Annotated in this window: 17 protein-coding genes; 4 read left to right on the top strand and 13 right to left on the bottom strand. The window is 44.9% G+C overall.

Features of this window, described 5'->3' with window-relative positions; all coding sequences use genetic code 11:
- The first annotated feature begins 49 nt into the window (after positions 1-49).
- Both cysZ and DFP75_RS16300 read left to right on the top strand, forming a co-directional pair.
- A complete protein-coding gene (gene cysZ / locus DFP75_RS16305) occupies positions 50-829 on the top strand; it encodes a sulfate transporter CysZ (protein ID WP_110577108.1) in 780 nt (259 codons plus the stop codon).
- The gene (locus DFP75_RS16300; protein WP_110577107.1) at positions 829-1,674 is read left to right on the top strand and encodes a response regulator; all 846 of its coding nucleotides are present in this window, start codon (positions 829-831) and stop codon (positions 1,672-1,674) included. Before cysZ ends, DFP75_RS16300 begins: the two co-directional genes overlap by 1 nt.
- Before the next feature lie 126 nt (positions 1,675-1,800).
- On the opposite strand, the gene phoR is transcribed toward DFP75_RS16300, so the two are convergent.
- The 9 genes from phoR to DFP75_RS16255 all read right to left on the bottom strand — a co-directional run bounded on the left by phoR (position 1,801) and on the right by DFP75_RS16255 (position 10,940).
- Positions 1,801-3,147, bottom strand: coding sequence for a phosphate regulon sensor histidine kinase PhoR (phoR, locus tag DFP75_RS16295; RefSeq protein WP_110577106.1), 1,347 nt, complete (start codon positions 3,145-3,147; stop codon positions 1,801-1,803).
- On the bottom strand, positions 3,144-3,839 hold the full coding sequence (gene phoB, locus DFP75_RS16290) for a phosphate regulon transcriptional regulator PhoB (RefSeq protein ID WP_110577134.1): 696 nt from the start codon (positions 3,837-3,839) through the stop codon (positions 3,144-3,146). Before phoB ends, phoR begins: the two co-directional genes overlap by 4 nt.
- An 84-nt stretch (positions 3,840-3,923) precedes the next feature.
- Entirely contained in the window at positions 3,924-4,778 is an 855-nt protein-coding gene (ubiA, locus tag DFP75_RS16285; RefSeq protein ID WP_110577105.1) for a 4-hydroxybenzoate octaprenyltransferase, read from the bottom strand.
- Positions 4,775-5,350 carry a chorismate--pyruvate lyase family protein gene (locus tag DFP75_RS16280; RefSeq protein ID WP_245927078.1) on the bottom strand — a complete coding sequence of 192 codons (576 nt, stop codon included), beginning with the start codon at positions 5,348-5,350 and terminating at the stop codon, positions 4,775-4,777. Before DFP75_RS16280 ends, ubiA begins: the two co-directional genes overlap by 4 nt.
- 6 nt (positions 5,351-5,356) lie before the next feature.
- Positions 5,357-6,625: an HDOD domain-containing protein gene (locus DFP75_RS16275; RefSeq protein ID WP_110577104.1), complete on the bottom strand. Its 1,269-nt coding sequence runs from the start codon at positions 6,623-6,625 to the stop codon at positions 5,357-5,359.
- Positions 6,626-6,723: 98 nt separating this feature from the next.
- Positions 6,724-7,503: an amino acid ABC transporter ATP-binding protein gene (locus DFP75_RS16270; protein WP_110577103.1), complete on the bottom strand. Its 780-nt coding sequence runs from the start codon at positions 7,501-7,503 to the stop codon at positions 6,724-6,726.
- Positions 7,504-7,525: 22 nt separating this feature from the next.
- On the bottom strand, positions 7,526-8,626 hold the full coding sequence (locus DFP75_RS16265) for an amino acid ABC transporter permease (protein ID WP_110577102.1): 1,101 nt from the start codon (positions 8,624-8,626) through the stop codon (positions 7,526-7,528).
- A gap of 10 nt (positions 8,627-8,636) precedes the next feature.
- Complete coding sequence (locus DFP75_RS16260) at positions 8,637-9,812, bottom strand: amino acid ABC transporter permease (protein ID WP_110577101.1); 1,176 nt, start codon at positions 9,810-9,812, stop codon at positions 8,637-8,639.
- Between the two features lie 102 nt (positions 9,813-9,914).
- Entirely contained in the window at positions 9,915-10,940 is a 1,026-nt protein-coding gene (locus DFP75_RS16255; protein ID WP_110577132.1) for an amino acid ABC transporter substrate-binding protein, read from the bottom strand.
- Between the two features lie 555 nt (positions 10,941-11,495).
- Here DFP75_RS16255 and lrp point away from each other — a divergent pair.
- Positions 11,496-11,972 carry a leucine-responsive transcriptional regulator Lrp gene (gene lrp / locus DFP75_RS16250; protein WP_110577100.1) on the top strand — a complete coding sequence of 159 codons (477 nt, stop codon included), beginning with the start codon at positions 11,496-11,498 and terminating at the stop codon, positions 11,970-11,972.
- 39 nt (positions 11,973-12,011) lie between these two features.
- Here the strand turns inward: lrp and recG are convergent, their stop codons facing one another.
- Positions 12,012-14,093 carry an ATP-dependent DNA helicase RecG gene (gene recG / locus DFP75_RS16245; protein ID WP_110577099.1) on the bottom strand — a complete coding sequence of 694 codons (2,082 nt, stop codon included), beginning with the start codon at positions 14,091-14,093 and terminating at the stop codon, positions 12,012-12,014.
- Between the two features lie 9 nt (positions 14,094-14,102).
- On the bottom strand, positions 14,103-15,008 hold the full coding sequence (locus tag DFP75_RS16240; protein ID WP_110577098.1) for a hydrogen peroxide-inducible genes activator: 906 nt from the start codon (positions 15,006-15,008) through the stop codon (positions 14,103-14,105).
- Between the two features lie 110 nt (positions 15,009-15,118).
- Between DFP75_RS16240 and DFP75_RS16235 the strand changes: the two genes are divergently transcribed.
- Positions 15,119-15,967 carry an NAD-dependent epimerase/dehydratase family protein gene (locus DFP75_RS16235; RefSeq protein ID WP_110577097.1) on the top strand — a complete coding sequence of 283 codons (849 nt, stop codon included), beginning with the start codon at positions 15,119-15,121 and terminating at the stop codon, positions 15,965-15,967.
- A gap of 75 nt (positions 15,968-16,042) precedes the next feature.
- Here the strand turns inward: DFP75_RS16235 and DFP75_RS16230 are convergent, their stop codons facing one another.
- Both DFP75_RS16230 and DFP75_RS16225 read right to left on the bottom strand, forming a co-directional pair.
- A complete protein-coding gene (locus DFP75_RS16230) occupies positions 16,043-16,429 on the bottom strand; it encodes a RidA family protein (RefSeq protein ID WP_012072047.1) in 387 nt (128 codons plus the stop codon).
- Positions 16,430-16,483: 54 nt separating this feature from the next.
- Positions 16,484-18,601: a RelA/SpoT family protein gene (locus tag DFP75_RS16225; RefSeq protein WP_110577096.1), complete on the bottom strand. Its 2,118-nt coding sequence runs from the start codon at positions 18,599-18,601 to the stop codon at positions 16,484-16,486.
- Positions 18,602-18,611: the final 10 nt, after the last annotated feature.

The raw sequence follows: 18,611 nt of genomic DNA, 5'->3' as shown, positions 1-18,611 counted from the left end.
GTACTCTGTGGCTCTTTAAATAAATTAGATGAAAGGTTAGTTCGCCATCGTGATTACTCATCCATTTAAAGCCGCAGGGGCTTTTTTAAAAGCATTCCCTTTGGTTCTGTCAAAAGAGTTAAGAGTGTTTATATTGGTTCCACTGCTGGCAAATTTTGTGCTGATGGGATTACTTTATATGGTGGCTTTTAGTTATTTTCAGTCCTTAATGGACTCCGCTATGAGCTATTTGCCCGAGTGGGTCTCGTTTCTAAATTGGCTGTTTTACATTATCTTTGGGGCCATTATTAGTGTGTTGCTGTTTTACAGTTTTTCGGTTGGGGTAAATATTTTAGCCGCGCCTTTTATGGCGTTTCTGGCCGAAAAAGTGGAAGAAAAAGAAACAGGTAAAGTCTTTGATGAGGCGCTTAACACCAGTGTTATTGTGTCCATAATTGGCCGTAGTTTGCAGCGTGAGTGTCAGAAAATACTGTACTTTTTACCTCGCTTTGTTCTGTTGCTGTTATTGTCTTTTATTCCTATTGTTAATGTTATAGCGCCTGTATTACTGTTGTTATTCTCGGCTTGGATGCTGTCTTTGCAATATATGGATTATGCGTTTGATAATAATAAAGTGAAATTCCACGATATGAGAATGGCATTACGTGCCAAGCCTTTATTATGCTGGACGTTTGGCGGGATTGTTATGGTGTCTTTGACCATTCCGTTTTTAAATTTATTTATGATGCCGATAGCTGTTGTGGCGGCCACGTTATTGTGGATTTCGGTTTTCAGATCACAGCACGGTGATTATTCTGCCTTGTTAGATCGCACTAATGGAACCTTGTGATGTCTTTAAAAATATTGGTTGTTGATGATGCCTCTTTTACTCGTGATTTGATCCGACGGACATTGCGAAAGCAGTTTCCTGCGGTCGAAATTGAAGAAGCGGTAAACGGAAAAAAAGCCCAGCAAATGTTAACCAAAACGCAATTTGATATTGTTTTGTGTGATTGGGAAATGCCTGAAATGACAGGGGTTGAGCTTTTAAAATGGTGCCGCGAGCAACCAAAATATAAGAAAGAAGATGTTCCCTTCGTGATGATCACCAGCCGTGGTGATAAAAGCCATGTGGTGGAGGCCGTTCAGTCTGGTGTAACGGATTACCTTGGTAAGCCGTTTTCTAGTGAGCAGTTGATTAATAAAGTCATTTCAGCGGCGAAGAAACATGGTATTGAGCGCAAACTGGCGTCACAAAAGCCACGTGAATCCGCGGCGCCCGGCGGCGTGAGTTCAGCGTCACTTGATGTCTTGATGGGAGCGGGTAAAGCGTCTAGTCCTGTACAAGCGACCAAGTTTACCAATCCTGATGTGCCTGCAGTGTCAGTGAAAGATGTGAAAATTCCGACCTTGGTGCGTTTTGAGAGTAAACAATTCCGTTGCATGGTTATTCAGTTCAGTAAGACGGAAGCCACGATGTTTATTAAAAGCGATGACATTGTGCCGCAGGTTTTGGGCCAAGCCGTATTGGATTTGGAATTTGGTGGGAAAGTTAATCGGTTGAACTATTATATTCAATCCGTGGCAACCACTGAGAAAAAACACGATTCGACCTTTTTGACGGTAACCTTAAGTTTGATCGACCAAGACAGCGAAAAAGAAACCTTCATTAGTCAGTTGTTTGATAGTTTATAACTCCTCACTTACAGCACCCTCCATTACTATTATCGCCATTTCCGCCTTTGCGGAAATGGCCTACGAACAAACCCTATTGTTATCTAACGAAACAGCGATGCCTCGCTTTTGGGGTGGGTGGATCATTTACTTTGTGAAATCTTGGTTTTCGTCTGTTGTAATCGCAATAGCTGCCGTGACGGCATCATTGCGGGTTCGGTTAGCAGGGAAGTGACACGAGAAGGTACTGCCAAGCCCTGGTTGGCTGCGAACCTGTAGCTTGGCTTCATGATGCAAAAGAACATGCTTCACAATTGCGAGACCTAAGCCTGTGCCGCCTGTTTTGGATCCTCGCCCTTTATCCACCCTAAAAAAGCGCTCAGTAAGTCTTGGAATGTATCTAGGGTCAATGCCGATTCCGCTATCTTGTACCGAGAATACGCCATTAAATTCGCTTGATTCCCACTTAATGGTAATGGCTCCGCCATCGGGTGAATATTTAATAGCGTTGACGACAAGATTCGAAAATGCGCTGTACAGCTCTTTATAGGAACCGTATAAATGTGCTTCTTCAGGGATGTTCACAGACAGTGAATGCGAGTCTTTGAGGATAGGTCCCATAGCACTGGTGATAGAGCTTATGATGCTGGATACTTTGTGCCATTGATTTTCTTCACGCTTGTCGTTGCTTTCTAAGCGTGAAAGCAACAACAGATCTTCGATAAGCTGTTCCATACGTTCTGACTGCTCAGACATATTGACGATGCCTTTCTGCATACTCACTGGCAAGCTATCACGAAACATATCGAGGGTTTCTAAATACCCTTTAATTACGGTCAGTGGCGTTTTTAATTCATGGGACGCGTTGGCGACAAAGTCTTTACGCATCTGTTCTAGTAAGTGCAAACGCGTGACATCGCGAACAAAAATTAAGTGATCATTTTTGTCATACAAAGTGGTTTGAATTTCTAAATACACACCGTCTTTGGCGGGAGATTTGATGATTAAAGGCTCTCCGAAACGCTTTTGACTAAAGTAACGGAAGAAATCTGGGTTGCGGACAATGTTGGTAATGACTTGGCCACGGTCTGTGTGACGAATTAAGCCAAGGAAATGCCCCGCAGAATTGTTCCACCATTCTAAATTGCCTTGATTGTCTGCCATGATCACGCCTTCTTTTAAGGCCGTGGTCGAGCTTTCAATGCGTGTTAATGCTTGGCGCATGCGACGTTTAGATTTACGTTGTTTTTTCTGCAGACGATAGACTGCATCAAACACATCCCCCCAAATGCCACTGGCTTCTGGGGGCGCTGCACGCCCTGAATACCGTAACCAATTATGGAATTGATAAAGCTGATACAGCTGCCAATACAAAGACGCCAAAACATACAGCAGCAAAACACCTAACAATTGCCCAATGATGAGGCCGATGACAACGCAGGCTGCTAACCCTGCTAGCCAACTAAGAATAGTGTTTCGCCAAATGGTTTTCATACGGACCTTTTTGCTGAAAAGCGGTAGCCTGTTCCTCGTACAGTTTGTATCAAGAAATCATGGGTACTACCAATGGCTTTGCGTAAGCGACGGATATGGACGTCTACCGTACGCTCTTCAACGTACACGTTACCACCCCATACCTGATCTAATAATTGTGCTCTAGAATAAGCGCGCTCTTGGTGAGTCATTAAGAATTTGAGCAAACGGTATTCTGTTGGCCCCATTTCCAAAGGGCGACTACCAATGGTGACACGTTGGCTGATTGGGTCAAGCGTTAGACCTTCGATTTCGATCGGTTCATCAACACCCTGTGGTGTTGCGCGACGCAATACGGCTTTTAGGCGTGCGACCAACTCTCTTGGTGAAAAAGGCTTGGTAATATAATCATCGGCACCGACTTCTAGGCCTTGTATTTTATTATCTTCTTCGCCTTTCGCCGTCAGAATAATGACGGGAATTTCAGCCGTGGTTGTATCTTTTTTCAAGCGGCGTGTTAATTCGATACCGCTGCCGCCAGGCATCATCCAATCGACAAGCACTAGGTCTGGTCGATGATCCACAATGATCTCATGGGCTTGCTGGATATTTTCGGCTTCCAAATACTCGTAGCCCGCCATTTCAAGGGCGATGGCTATCATTTCGCGTATGGAAGATTCATCATCAATAATTAATACTTTTTTACCGGTCACAGGATTCATCCTCATCTCAGGAACGGTTTTATTAAAGCGATCAATTGTGACAATTCGGTTACATTGTCACAACTTTGCCACATATTACATTAAATAGCTTAGTACTAGGCCAATAAAGACGCAGTATCCAATGCGGTTATTGTCTAAGAAAGAACGAAAGCAAGCTTGCCTATCGCGCTCTTTTGCTTGTTTAAATTGTTGATAGAACAATCCAACACAGACAACAAGGGACACAAAGTATAACCAATGTAGCCCAGCGAGTAGGCCAATCCAAGTCAATAAAGACAAGGTTAGTCCTTGTAGGCAAACAATGACGAATAAATCATAGCGACCAAACAAAATCGCAGTAGATTTAATACCCACTTTTAGGTCATCCGGACGGTCTGTCATTGCATAATAGGTGTCGTAAGCGATTGTCCAAAAGCAGTTTGCGACAAACAGCATCCATAGCTCGGGATCGGTTAAATCGCCTCCCTGAGCGCTGTAGGCCATGGGAATGGCCCATGAAAAGGCTAAGCCAAGAAATAACTGTGGCAGATGTGTGTAGCGCTTCATAAACGGGTACAGAGCAGCCAGACCCAAGCCTGCAAACGACAATAGAATCGTTCTTAGGTCAGTAAAGAGGACCAAGATAAAACTCAAAATAGACAAAGCACTGAAGAGGAGAAGTGCTTCTTTTTCAGACACTCGCCCCGACGGTAACGGGCGGTTTTTCGTACGTTCAACATGACCGTCGACCTTCCTATCAGCGTAGTCGTTAATCACACAACCTGCTGAACGCATACTAAAAACACCTAAGACAAAAATAATCACCAGATGCCACTGCGGCATGCCGTCGGCGGCCAGCCATAAAGCCCATAATGTGGGCCACATGAGTAAAAATGAGCCAATAGGGCGGTTGAATCGTGTTAATTCTGCGTAGTCTTTAAGTTTGTTCATACTATTCCAAACGGTGATTTTAGCTGGTGTATTTCATCAAAAAAAGCTTCATTAACCAATATCCCAGGACCAAATTGGTGGAAGACAGAGCGCCGCGCCCAGAGTGATTGGGGCTGGTTTGGAAACATATGCTTCGGTAATTGAGTGACTTCGATAGCGCTCCGCTTGAGCTGCCTATGTTGGAACAAATAGCCGCCTAATGGCTTGTTTTGTAAATGTTTTACTTGTCGCCAATGTCCTTTCAAGGACTTTGCAGGAATAACTGAGCGAGCATAAATCACGGCGATTCCGTCAACCTTGAGCAGTACTGTGCGAATACGTGCTGCGTCTCTTGGGCTGAGTTTTAGGCGCTTTCGTTCTCTTACTGTTGGCGTTCCCCAAGCGTCATCAAGGACTTCAACAGTTAATGCTCCCACGCTGTGTAGTTTTGCGGTAAGGGAGTCTTGTGTGATCAGCCAAGGCCAAAGCTTTTTCGGCACTTTCATTTTATTAATTTGATGTACTGGAGACCAGCGATAGTCAAACTGTTGTGCGGCAGATGGGTTCATTACCGCCTGAGGCATCTTCGTCATATGAGATTAGGCGTTCATTTTGTTGATTAAGGCGACCATCTTATGCAACTCGGCAGACTTCTGATAAATCGCATCACGGCAGTCTTCTGCTTCTTCCAGCGTCAATCCGATTTCGACTAATACCGATGGCTCTATGGGATTGTTATGGCGTAGCTGATTAGAGACAAAAAGTAATTTCGCTAATATCGCGTGTTCTCCATAGTAGTGAGGCTTTTTACTGTATCTTATCGCCATCCAAATGTTGTCCGGTAGACTCCAGTAACGCAGTAGCCAAGAACCCAGTTGCTCTTTGGTGAAATGCAAAATTTGCATCTCAACCAGTTCAGACGGCAAGTGTGCATTTGCTTCTTGGTAGCGTGAAAGAATGGAAAAGTGTGGTGGTAAAATAGTGCTAATGCCCAAGTAGCCAAAGTTATGTAACAAGCCGGCAAGATAAGCATGGCCAAGTTTAGGGCGATTTTGCATCGGCATGGCTTTCACCAATGACTCCATCAATACAGCATTGGACACGGAGTCTAGCCAAAAGTCTTCATAGTGACGTGGGCCGTCTTCAGGTGGTTGAAAGCCATTCCCCATGGATAAGCCAAGCGCTAGGTTCATCACCATGTCGTAGCCTAATACGCGTATGATGGCATCTTCTACGGACTCTATAGAACCTGGAGCACCATAGTAGGGTGATGATGCCCAGCTAATAACTTGAGCTGCCAAGCTTGGATCGAGGGCAATGACATCACACAACTCATCCGTTCCCGCGGATTGATCAGTAGAAAGGCGGATAATTCGGTGAGAGGACGCGGGTAAAGGCGGAATTTCTAATGTTTCTTCAATACGTTGTTTAAGACGGATGGACTGAAACCGGCCAAGCGCCTGAAGAATTTGTTCTTCATCGTGCTCGTGATTATCAACAGGGCGGTTGATGAGTGAGGTATCAATAGAAATAGCTTCAAAACGATTAAGAGGGCCCGAAAACATCGACTCTAATTCAGCGGATGTAATGTCGTGATAGGCACCATCCACTTTTGTACGAATCGAAAATACGGCCTCTTTTAACATGCTTGCTTCTAAAATGGTGGTCACACTGTTTGGTTTAATCAGTGGGTCACCAGAGCTGTGGTAATGATTAACCGGCTCAAAACGGCGTTTCGTCAGCCGTGATACCGCGGATATATCCAGCATATTGCTCTCAGGGAAAATAACCTGCAAACGACCAGTGTGATCGGCTAGATGTACTACGCGTAATCTAGGGGTTGTTTTAGGGTTGATGGAAGCGCCCATGTATTTTCCTGTAGTGAAGACCTATATAAAAAAAGCCCCTATAAAAGGGGCTTTGTGAATATAACAGATTTTAAGTTCTAGTTCTGAATAGTAAGTGATTAGTGATTCAGAATTTGACTTAAGAACATCTGAGTACGGTCGTGCTGAGGGTTGTCGAAGAATTCGTGAGGCTTATTCGCTTCTACGATTTCGCCAGCATCCATGAACACAACACGGTCAGCGACGGTTTTAGCGAAGCCCATTTCGTGTGTTACACACACCATGGTCATGCCTTCCTCAGCCAACTGAACCATTACGTCCAATACTTCTTTGATCATCTCAGGGTCAAGTGCAGACGTTGGCTCATCGAACAACATGATACGAGGCTGCATGCACAAGCCACGAGCAATTGCCACACGTTGTTGCTGACCACCAGATAACTGACCTGGGTATTTCAATGCTTGGTTAGCGATTTTGACTCGCTCCAAGTAATGCATCGCCATTTCTTCAGCTTCTTTCTTAGGTGTTTTACGAACCCAGATAGGTGCCAATGTTAGGTTTTCTAAAATGGTCAGATGAGGGAACAAATTAAAGTGCTGAAACACCATCCCCACGTCTTTACGAATCGCTTCGATGTTTTTCAGGTTGTTATTCATCTCAACGCCATCAACCAGAATGGTGCCTTTTTGGTGTTCTTCTAGGCGGTTGATACAACGCGTCATAGTTGACTTACCAGAACCAGAAGGACCACATACAACGATTCGTTCGCCTTTCTTGATGCTGAAGTTGATGTTTTTAAGTACGTGAAAATCACCGTACCACTTGTTTACATCGTTAAATTCGATGATTGCTTCTTCGCCCTGCGCTAGCTGGGCACGAGCCATGTTTGTATCTGTCATAATAAAGACCTTTAATTCTTAACTAATTTCGCTTGTGCCCAGTTTCTAACTTACGCTCGAGAGCCATACTATAACGAGACATACCAAAGCAGATAGCCCAATAGACAAAACCTGCAAAGGCATAACCTTCGACAGTCGTTCCTAACCAGTTTGCATCATGGTTAGCGGCTTGAATTCGACCTAAGAAGTCAAACATACCAACGATATAGACTAAGGTTGTGTCTTTAAACAAAGCAATGAAAGAGTTCACTATTCCAGGGATTACCAGTTTTAGTGCCTGCGGCAAAATAACCAGAATCATAGATTGCCAATAGGTTAAGCCCATCGCATCTGCGGCTTCATACTGGCCTTTAGGGATCGCTTGTAGACCACCACGAACCACCTCAGCCATATACGCAGCAGAGAACAAAGTGATACCAATCAACACACGTAATAGTTTGTTAAAGTTCAAGCCTTCAGGCAGGAATAACGGAATCATTACGGATGCCATAAACAAAATAGTGATCAATGGTACAGCACGAATCGTTTCGATGAAGACCACACACACAGATTTTGCTATTGGCATGTCTGAGCGTCGACCAAGAGCCAATACCACCCCTAATGGGAAGGAGGCAACGATACCAATGACCCCAAGCAGCACAGTAAGAAACAAGCCGCCCCACAAAGAGGTTTCTACAACTTCTAAGCCAAAGATGCCACCAGCGAACAAGAAGTAAGCGACGATGGGATAAGCAAAGATAATGGCGATAGAAAGGTACAGCTTATTGATCGTTTTAATGGCAAAAGCACCCACCATAACGATTAACAGAATAACGGCTAAATTAATGCGCCATGTTTCTGCTTCAGGGTATAACCCGTACATAAACTGGTCAAAATAGACGACAACAAATGCCCAACAAGCACCGCCACCAGTACAAGCGGCTTTTGAAGTCCCTTCCCATGTTGCATTGATGAAACCCCACTCAATGACAGGTGGAATAAGCAAATACAACAGGTACAAGCTAAAAAGAGTGAGGAATATATTCAGCGGGGACGAAAATAAATTCTGACGTACCCATGCCACAGGACCAACCGATGTAACTGGTGGTGGGAGGCTTGGTGATGGTTTAAAGATAATAGCCATGATCTGCCTCCTAGCGCTCAATTAATGACATTTTGCTGTTGTACCAGTTCATGAATACCGAAATCGATAGACTCAATGAACCGTAAACCAACATACAAAGACCGATGGTTTCAATCGCCTGACCTGTTTGGTTGAGCGTCGTACCCATGACCACTGCAACCAACTCTGGGTAAGCGATAGCGGCACCCAACGAAGAGTTCTTCGCCAAATTCAAATATTGGCTAGTGAGTGGCGGGATAATGACTCGCAATGCTTGAGGCAATACGATCAGTCGCTGAGTGAGGTTGTCACGAAGGCCCAAAGAGCGAGCTGCTTCGGTTTGTCCCCAGTTAACAGACAATATGCCAGCTCGCACGATTTCAGCAATAAATGCCCCTGTGTAAGTAGATAGAGCAACTAACACAGCTACGAACTCAGGTGGAAGAACCATACCGCCCGTTACGTTAAAGCGACTTTTTTGCGGTAGGTCGAACTCTATCGGAAACCCAGAAACGGCCAAAAATAGAAATGTCACACCAACAATAACGCCAAGAGACGACCAGTAAGCAGGGAACCATAGCCCTGTTCTTGTCTGGCGCTTTTTCGCCCAAATAATCAAGCCAATGGAAGCTACAATCGACAAAACAAAGCCGAAAATTACCAAGCCAAAGCCATCTTGAGCGATTGGGTTAGGTGAATAAATGCCGCGTTTATTTAATAGGAAATCGGCAAATTCATAACTATTTCGTGGTGCTGGCAATGCCGCGAGTACAGCAAAATACCAGAAGAACATTTGCAGTAGTAATGGAATATTACGCAATGTTTCGATGTAGACAGTGGCTAAACGTGCCACTAGCCAGTTTTTGGATAATCGAGCTAGCCCCATTATTACGCCAATAATGGTGGCTAAGATAATCCCTAATAGGGAAATAACAAAAGTATTGATTAAGGCAACAAAAAACGCTCGCCCGTAGGTATTCGCCTCAGTGTATTCAATTAGGTGGATAAGAATTGGAAAGCCAGCTGGTTCATTGAAAAATGAGAAACCAGTTGAAATTCCACGGTTATCGAGGTTGGACTGAAGGTTACTGAATAAGTAATAACCCGCAAAGACCACCATCACTAGTAGCACAATTTGAAATATTAAAGCGCGATTACCCGCGTCATTCAAAAAGCTGTTATTGCTTGGAGTTGTTTTATCGCTCATCTTGTTTCAGGCAATGGAATGCTCGTCAGATGTGTAAGAAAGGGGGGAGAAACCCAGCGGCATTTGCCGCTGGGTAAATACCCAAGCAGGTTGCTTTAGGTATTAGCGAACTGGTGGCGCATACATGATGCCGCCAGCTTCAGTCCATAGTGCGTTAAGGCCACGTGGCAGATCTACAGGAGTAGATGGACCTACGTTACGCTCAAACACTTCACCGTAGTTACCTACGTTAGCGATAATGTTGTAAGCCCAATCCGCTGGAAGACCAAGTTGTGCACCCATGTCACCTTCAACACCTAGTAGACGCTTGATACCTGGGTCATTTGTTTCACTTTTGACCTTAGCAACGTTTTTAGATGAGATATTCATTTCTTCAGCGTTAACTTGAACAAACATTGACCAAGTTACGATGTCTTTCCATTGGTTGTCGCCGTGACGAACAACAGGGCCAAGTGGCTCTTTAGAAATAGTTTCTGGAAGAATTAAGTGAGCAGAAGGATTTGCAAGTTTAGTACGGTGAGCCGCTAGACCAGATTTATCTGTTGTGTAAACGTCACAACGGCCTTGGTCGTATGCAGATAGTGCTTCGTCTGCTTTTTGTACAACAACTGGCACATAAGACAATTTGTTTTTACGGAAGAAATCCGCCATGTTCAATTCTGTTGTTGTACCTTGTTCTGTACAAACCGTTGCACCGTCAAGGTCCAACGCAGAAGTAACACCTAGATCTTTACGAACCATGAAGCCTTGACCGTCATAGAAGTTCACTGCTGTGAAGTCTAAACCCAAAGACGCATCACGCGTGTAAGTCCAAGTTGTGTTACGAGCAAGGATATCAATTTCGCCAGATTGTAGGGCGGTGAAACGCTCTTTAGCAGAAAGAGGAGTGAATTTAACTTTTTGATCATCGCCAAAGATTGCAGAAGCAACAGCGCGACAAGCATCCACATCTATACCTGACCAGTTGCCTTTATCATCGGCATTGGAGAATCCTGGAACACCATTACTAACACCACACTGAATAAATCCTTTTGACTTAACGTCGTCAAGTGTTGCGGCAGCAGCACCGGTGCTTATGGTTGCTGCGATTGCAGCAGTCGAAAGTAGCTTACAAACATTCGATTTCATTATATTGAGCCTCCCAGGCGTTTTTTTATATATGTTGTTATCTTGCTGAAATTTACCGTTCAGAGTGTTACGTCTGTGATTAAAACGAAGCAAACTTGATGCCAACATGTAATTATTCTTGTTGTTAGGTATATGCAGATGATTCCTCTACAAGATCATCACATGCCCCTATAGAATTACTCTTTTGAGGCGTAGTCAAGGATAAACTGTAAGAAAATAGCTAGGAGATGCTTATTTTTTACACCTTTTGCACTGCTAAATCGCGGTATTTATAAAAATGTAAACAAGGCATTTTTCTGATGGATGCTAGAGAATTCAGGGCTTCCCATAACGTGAGTTGTGTTTTATTGCTCACTTATGGGGCGTTAACAGTGAGTTTGTAAAGAATTATTACGCTGAATGATTTTTTTGCATCATTTTGGTGCTTTGATGAAATCTACTGTGCTTCGTTTAAATACCCACATGTAATATATTGAATAAAGCACTTTCCATAATTTGTAATCTGCATGGTAGACTTAGTCATAAATTGAAGTCATGTAAGGAGATCCATATCAGATGGATAACTCAGCAAAGCCACTCGATCGCTTAGATAAAAAAATTCTTCGAGAATTACAAATTAACGGCCGTCTATCCAATGTAGAGCTGGCAAGTCGCGTAGGACTTAGTGCAACACCTTGTTTGGAGCGAGTGCGTCGGCTTGAGCGTAATGGCTACATTACGGGCTACTGTGCCTTAGTTAACCCTAAAAAAGTAGACGCTGGACTACTGGTGTTTGTTGAAATTCGTCTTAAAACAACGTCTCCAGAAGGGTTTAATGAATTCAAAGCCGCGGTAACGGAAATTCCAGAAATACTAGAATGTCATCTTATTGCTGGGGATTTTGAATACCTTCTTAAAGCACGAGTATCGAACATGGATTCGTATCGCCTTTTGCTTGGTGAAACGTTATTGACGCTACCGCATGTTCGCGAATCTCGTACCTACGTTGCGATGGAAGAAGTCAAAAATACCACGGTTGTTAATATCCCTTAATGTTATCCACATTGAAGATGCGGATAAGTGTGCACATCTTTAGACGTTCAAATACTGATCGTGGTTAGGTAGCCAGCGTGATAACAATGGCGAAACACGCTCAGGGTAGTGGCGGTACAATTGTGCTGCGGCTTTTTGAACGTCATCAAGCAAGTTTTTATCACGTTGTAAATCGGCTACTTTAAATTCCCAAAGCCCAGTTTGTCTGGTGCCAAGTAATTCCCCTGGCCCTCGTAACTCAAGATCTTTTTCGGCGATTTTAAAACCATCACTGGTCTCTCGCATGGTGGCAAGCCTTTCTTTACCCTGTTGTCCTAATGGCGCTTTATAAAGTAGCACGCAATGGCTGGCGGTTTGCCCTCGACCCACACGACCACGTAACTGGTGAAGCTGAGCAAGGCCAAGACGTTCAGGGTTTTCTATTACCATTAAGCTGGAATTAGGCACATCCACACCCACTTCAATTACCGTGGTGGCAACCAATAACTGAATGTCTCCGGCCTTGAATCTGGCCATAATATCGGCTTTCTCTTGCGCTTTAAGTCGCCCATGTACCAAGCCAATGGATAAGCCGCCGAGTTGTTCCTGCAGCAAAATAGCGGTGTCTTCTGCAGCTTGGCATTGCAAGGCCTCTGATTCTTCAATCAAGGTACACACCCAATAAGCTTGCTTTCCTTCTTCACAGGCGCTTTTCACTCGATCAATGACTTCTTGGCGTCGCTGATCCGATACCACAATCGTGTTTACTGGGGTTCGTCCAGGTGGCAGTTCATCAATGATGGAGCAATCTAAATCAGCATAGGCGGACATGGCCAACGTTCTGGGGATCGGTGTGGCGGTCATGATCAGTTGGTGAGGCTGGAAGCCATGCTTCATGCCTTTTTCTCGTAATGCCATACGTTGGTGCACGCCAAAGCGGTGCTGCTCATCAATAATGGCAAGCGCTAGGCGATCAAATTCGACAGTGTCCTGAAATAAGGCATGAGTGCCAACGACAATTTGCGCAGCACCTGAAGCAATATCAGCAAGCTCTTTTTCGCGGGTTTTCCCTTTAAGTTTGCCTATCATCCACGCGACTTTTAAACCGAGAGGCTCAAACCATTGGCTGAAATTAATATAATGTTGTTCAGCGAGAATTTCTGTGGGGGCCATGATGGCAACTTGATAGCCAGCCTGTACAACAGAGGCGGCCGCTAATGCAGCGACCAAGGTTTTCCCTGATCCTACGTCGCCTTGCACCAAACGTAGCATAGGATGCCCTGAACCGAGATCTTTAAGGATTTCCTGAAACACGCGATTCTGCGCATTGGTTGGCGAAAAGGGCAATTGCTGTAATAGTCTTTGGCTGAGTTCGCCTGCGGTTTGTACTTGGATCGCTGTATCTTGTTTGGCTTTCACCCGTTTACCAATCAGAGAAAGTTGATGCGCCATAAGCTCTTCAAAGGACAGGCGATACTGAGCGGGATGGCTTCCTGAGCGTAACAGTTCTAAGTTCGCTTCTCTGGATGGGTGATGAAGAAAGTGAATGGCGTCGCTTAGTGGTGGCAAACTGAATTGGGTGCGAATTTCGTCAGGCAGCCATTCTTGTAGATTGTAGGGCGTTAAACGCTCTAATGCTTGCTCACACAGCTGGCGAATCTTGGTTTGCGTTAAGCCATCTGTGAGTGGATAGATAGGCGTAAGCTGAGCTGTTTCTTCCTGTGTTTCGTTGTCACCTATTACCTTGTATTCAGGGTGATAGATTTCAAAGCCTGTGCTGCCGCGACGGATTTCACCAAAGCAACGCAACCGTTTACCGGACTCTAGCTGCTTCTTTTGCGCTGCGGAAAAATGGAAAAAACGTAAGCAAAGCGTGCCTGTATTGTCTTTTATTCGGCACAGTAAACTGCGTCGTTTGCCCATTTTTATTTCACAGCCGGTAATTTGGCCTTCGACGACAGCTTCGTCACCGAAGCGTAGATGTCCAATTGGCACAACGCGCGTTCTGTCTTGATAGCGAATGGGTAAATGAAACAGCAAATCTTGTACTGTATTCAAATGCAACTTGGCTAGCTTTTCAGCCATCGCATCGCCAACGCCTTTAAGCTCTCGAACGTCCTGTGAGTCTAGTCCATCGATCATTCAGAGGCTCTATAACTTTAAGTGCTTGCTAGCATCGCGGATGGATTGGCTTAATGCTTCAATGGCCTTAGGGCGAGGGAAGCTAGCACGCCATGCCAACGCAACGGTACGCTTTGGCGCAGGCTCGGTAAAAGGCCGAACTTCTAGTAAATCGTTATTAATATTGGTGACAGCGGACTTTGGTAACACTGTGACTCCCAAGCCTGACGCAACCATGTAACGTATGGTTTCTAATGAGCTGCCATTAACGATGGTTCGACCGTCACCGTATTCCCCTTCGTTTACTAGAGGGCAAGCTTCTAATACTTGCTCACTAAAGCAGTGGCCTTTACCCAGCAGCAGCAAGTTATCGGTAGAAAGCTGATCGGTCTCAATGTGCGACAGTTTTGTCCACGGATGAGTCTTTGGCATCAGCACAACAAACTCTTCTTCGTAAATTGGTTGAGTGACGACATCTGGCTCGCGGAAGGGGAGCGCGACAATAATGGCGTCTAACTCGCCATTACGCAGCTTAGGGCGTAAGTTTTCGGTGAGGTCTTCTTCGATGGACAATGGCATATTAGAGGCGGCATTATGCAAAGAAGGAATCATAGCTGGGAACAAATACGGCGCGATGGTAAAAATAGCGCCGACTCTTAGAGGGCCTTTAAGTTGATTCTTTCCTGATGCCGCCAACTCTTTGATCATGTTGGCTTGATCCAGTACTCGCTTGGCCTGAGTAATGATTTGCTCGCCTAAAGGTGTGATGTACACGGAGCTTTTGCTGCGCTCAAAAATAGCGGTGCCGAGTTCTTCTTCAAGCTTTTTCACCGCAACACTTAACGTTGGTTGCGATACATAGCAGCGATCGGCAGCACGGCCAAAATGTTTTTCATCCGCTAGCATTACAATGTATTTCAATTCCGTTAATGTCATAGCACACCTTTCACCTTGGCTGATTCATTGTTAATAACTATGATAATACATAATTTGATAAAGTATACTCGAAAGCAAAAAATTCTGTCTAAGCACCCAGGAGAAAATATATGGCAAAAATTTTGATCGCTGGCTGCGGGGATCTAGGTTCAGGTGTGGCCACTGAGTTGGTAGCACAAGGTCATAGTGTCATTGGGATTCGTCGCACCTTGTCGGACTTTCCTGCTGGCGTTGAAGGTATTACGGGTGATTTGGCGGAAATGTCTGATGACAGGCTGCCTGATGATGTGGATGTGGTGTTTTTAATCATGACACCAAACGGGCGCACAGAAAGCGCCTATCGTAGGGCCTACTTCGACACGGCCCAAACATTGATCCGTCATTACAAAGACGTTGCCAAACCACCTAAGGTGTTTTTCGTCTCTAGCACTAGCGTCTATGGGCAAAGCCAAGGTGAGTGGGTGGATGAAACCACGCCAGCACAACCGACATCCGCCACGGCTAAGGTGTTACTCGAAACGGAACAATCGCTAGCGGCGGTATTTTCTAGTATATCTGTACGTTGCTCTGGTATTTATGGCTCAGGGCGTTATCGGTTGTTAGAAACCGTATTAAGCGAAAAAGAGTGGGGAGCTAACAGCTGGACCAACCGCATTCATCGGGACGATGTGGTGACAGCGTTGGTGTTACTGGCAAACTGTGCGTTAAGCGAAAAAAATGTGCCAGCGCACGTAATAGTGACCGATCAAACGCCTGTTTCTATGTGGGAAGTGAAGTTGTGGCTGGCAACTTGCCTTGGCGCTAAAGTTGCTGTGAGCAGCGGTGAAGGCTTTGTTCCGACTTCAGGTAAGCGCCTTCAAGGCCAGTTCCTTTTATCACAAGGTTGGCGACTGCAGTACCCAAGTTATGTAGCGGGTTATCATGGGCTTTTAGAAGAGTTTCGCGCTTTGCGTAAATGAGCAGCGTTAAGAATATAGCACTATAAAAAAAAGAGGCCGAAGCCTCTTTTTTTTATAGTGATCACAGCGAAGATCTTAGTCTTCCAATACCATGATGCCTTCGATTTCCACTTGAACGCCTTTTGGTAAAGCGCGAACGCCCATTGCCGCACGAGCTGGGTAAGGCTGTTTTACGAATTGAGTCATCACTTCGTTTACTGTCGCGAAATTACCTAAGTCAGTCATGAAAATGTTAAATTTCACAACGTTTTCTAAAGAACCGCCAGCGGCTTCACACACTGCCTGTAGGTTTTTGAAAACTTGTGTTGTCTGTTCAACGATGTCTTCGCTGATGATTTCCATGGTTTCAGGAACCAGAGGGATTTGGCCAGACAAATACACAGTATTACCAGCACGTACGGCTTGAGAATATGGACCGATAGCGGCTGGTGCGTTTTCAGTGTGAATCACTTGCTTTGACATAAATACGTATCCTATTTTCTAGACGGTGATAAACAAAAGATAAATCGAGGTCGACTAGCGTCCTACAATGGTTTCGCGAGAGACTTTCTCGACACAACGAACCGCTTTTATACGACGCATAACATCCGCCAAGCCTACGCGACTAGAGATGGTGATGCTTAACCGTAAACGACTTACTCGGCCTCGTTCAATAATATCAAGGTTAGATACTTGGAAGTCAGTATCGCTGATTGAGCTAGCGATTTTCGCCACAGCACCGCGTTCATTGATGTAGGTAACAATCAGGCTAATGTGCAGCTCTTCTTCAATCTCTTTGCCCCATGCCATATGAATAAAGCGTTCAGGGTTGGACAAATGGTCTTGAACGTTCGGGCAATTAAGGTGGTGAATGATGATGCCTTTATCCACTTGCACATAACCCACAATTGGGTCGCCAGGAATAGGGGCGCAGCATTTGGCATAAGAAATAAGCATGCCTTCAGAGCCATTCACTTTAAAGGACTTCGGCGTAACGAGCGTGTCTTCATCAATGTTTGGGAAGAGCTCGCGAGCCACCAAATAGCCAACATGACGACCTTTACCAATAGACTCTAATAAGTCATCTAGAGAAGCCAGCTGGTGGGTTGCTAATACTTGCGCAATTTGCTCTGTGGTTAGTTCTTCAATATTGGTTTTAAACGCATTTAAAGAGCGAGTTAACAGACGGTGCCCAATCGATATGGCATTTTCTCTCTGTTTGTCTTTTAAGTAATGGCGGATGTTGGTGCGTGCTTTACCCGTAATGGCGAAACTTAACCAAGCAACGTTCGGCTGCGCATTTTTCGCTGTAATGATTTCAACTGTCTGTCCGCTTTCTAGTTGTGTGCTGAGTGGAGCAAGACGACGGTTTATTCGACACGAGATACAGGTATTGCCGATTTCTGTGTGGACGCCATAAGCAAAATCGACAGGTGTTGCGCCAGAAGGCAATTCAATGATCTGGCCGTTCGGTGTAAAGACGTATACTTCGTCTGGGAATAAATCACTTTTCACGTTATCAACAAATTCGACGGGGTTACGTGCTTTTTGTTGAATTTCTAATAGGCTTTTCACCCATTTAGTCGCCCGATCATGATTGCTTGGCATGTTAGACGAGCCACTGACTTTATAAGCCCAATGAGCTGCAATGCCGTTATTCGCCACTAGGTCCATTTCTTCGGTGCGTATTTGAACTTCCATCGGAATGCCGTTGGTGCCTAATACTGTGGTGTGAAGAGATTGGTAACCGTTGGATTTTGGAACCGCGATATAGTCTTTGAAACGACCTTCAATCGGTTTGAAGATAGCGTGAATGACACCAAGAATTCGATAACAGCTATCATGACGATCTGTCACGATGCGTACGCCCATCACGTCCATGATTTCATCTAAGGAGCGGCGTTTCTTGTCCATCTTCTGATAGATGCTGTAAATGTGTTTTTCTCGAACGCTGATGCTGGCTTCAATGTAATCTGCTGCCAGTTCGGATCGGATCGTGTCTTCAAGCTTTTGTGTGTCTTTGATGCGCTGTTGGCCATATTTTTTATGGATGGCTTTTTGCAGCATGCGAGCACGCATTGGGTAGTAGGCTTGGAAGGCAAGGGATTCTAAAGCAACCCGAACGTTGTACATGCCCAGACGATTTGCAATCGGAGCATAAATGTCTAATGTTTCGCGGGCAATACGGCGCTTTTTGTGGGCCGGCATGGCATCAAGAGTTCGCATATTGTGTAAACGGTCAGCCAACTTCACCAAAATGACACGAATATCATCGGCCATGGCCATGGCCATTTTTTGGAAGTTATGGGCTTGTTTTTCGACTTGGCTATTGAATTCCAAATGGGTAAGTTTACTTACGCCATCGACTAACCCCGCTACGCCTTCACCAAATTGTTCGGTGAGCGCTTCACGGCTGATGCCTGTGTCTTCAATAACGTCATGCAGTAATGCCGCTGTCAGTCCATCACAATCCATTCGAAGTTCCGACAGAATTTCGGCGACAGCGAGAGGATGGGTGACATAGGGCTCGCCACTTTTACGCTTTTGCCCATCGTGGGCTTGCTCGGCGTAATAGTAAGCGCGTTTTACTTTGGCTATTTGCTCATAGGGCAAATACTGACTGAGAGTCAGTGCTAAATCTTCAATGGTATACATCGCTCACCTC

It is taken from the genome of Marinomonas alcarazii (assembly GCF_003208215.1).
Lineage (GTDB): Bacteria > Pseudomonadota > Gammaproteobacteria > Pseudomonadales > Marinomonadaceae > Marinomonas > Marinomonas alcarazii.
This window is presented reverse-complemented; position numbering and strand designations above follow the sequence as displayed.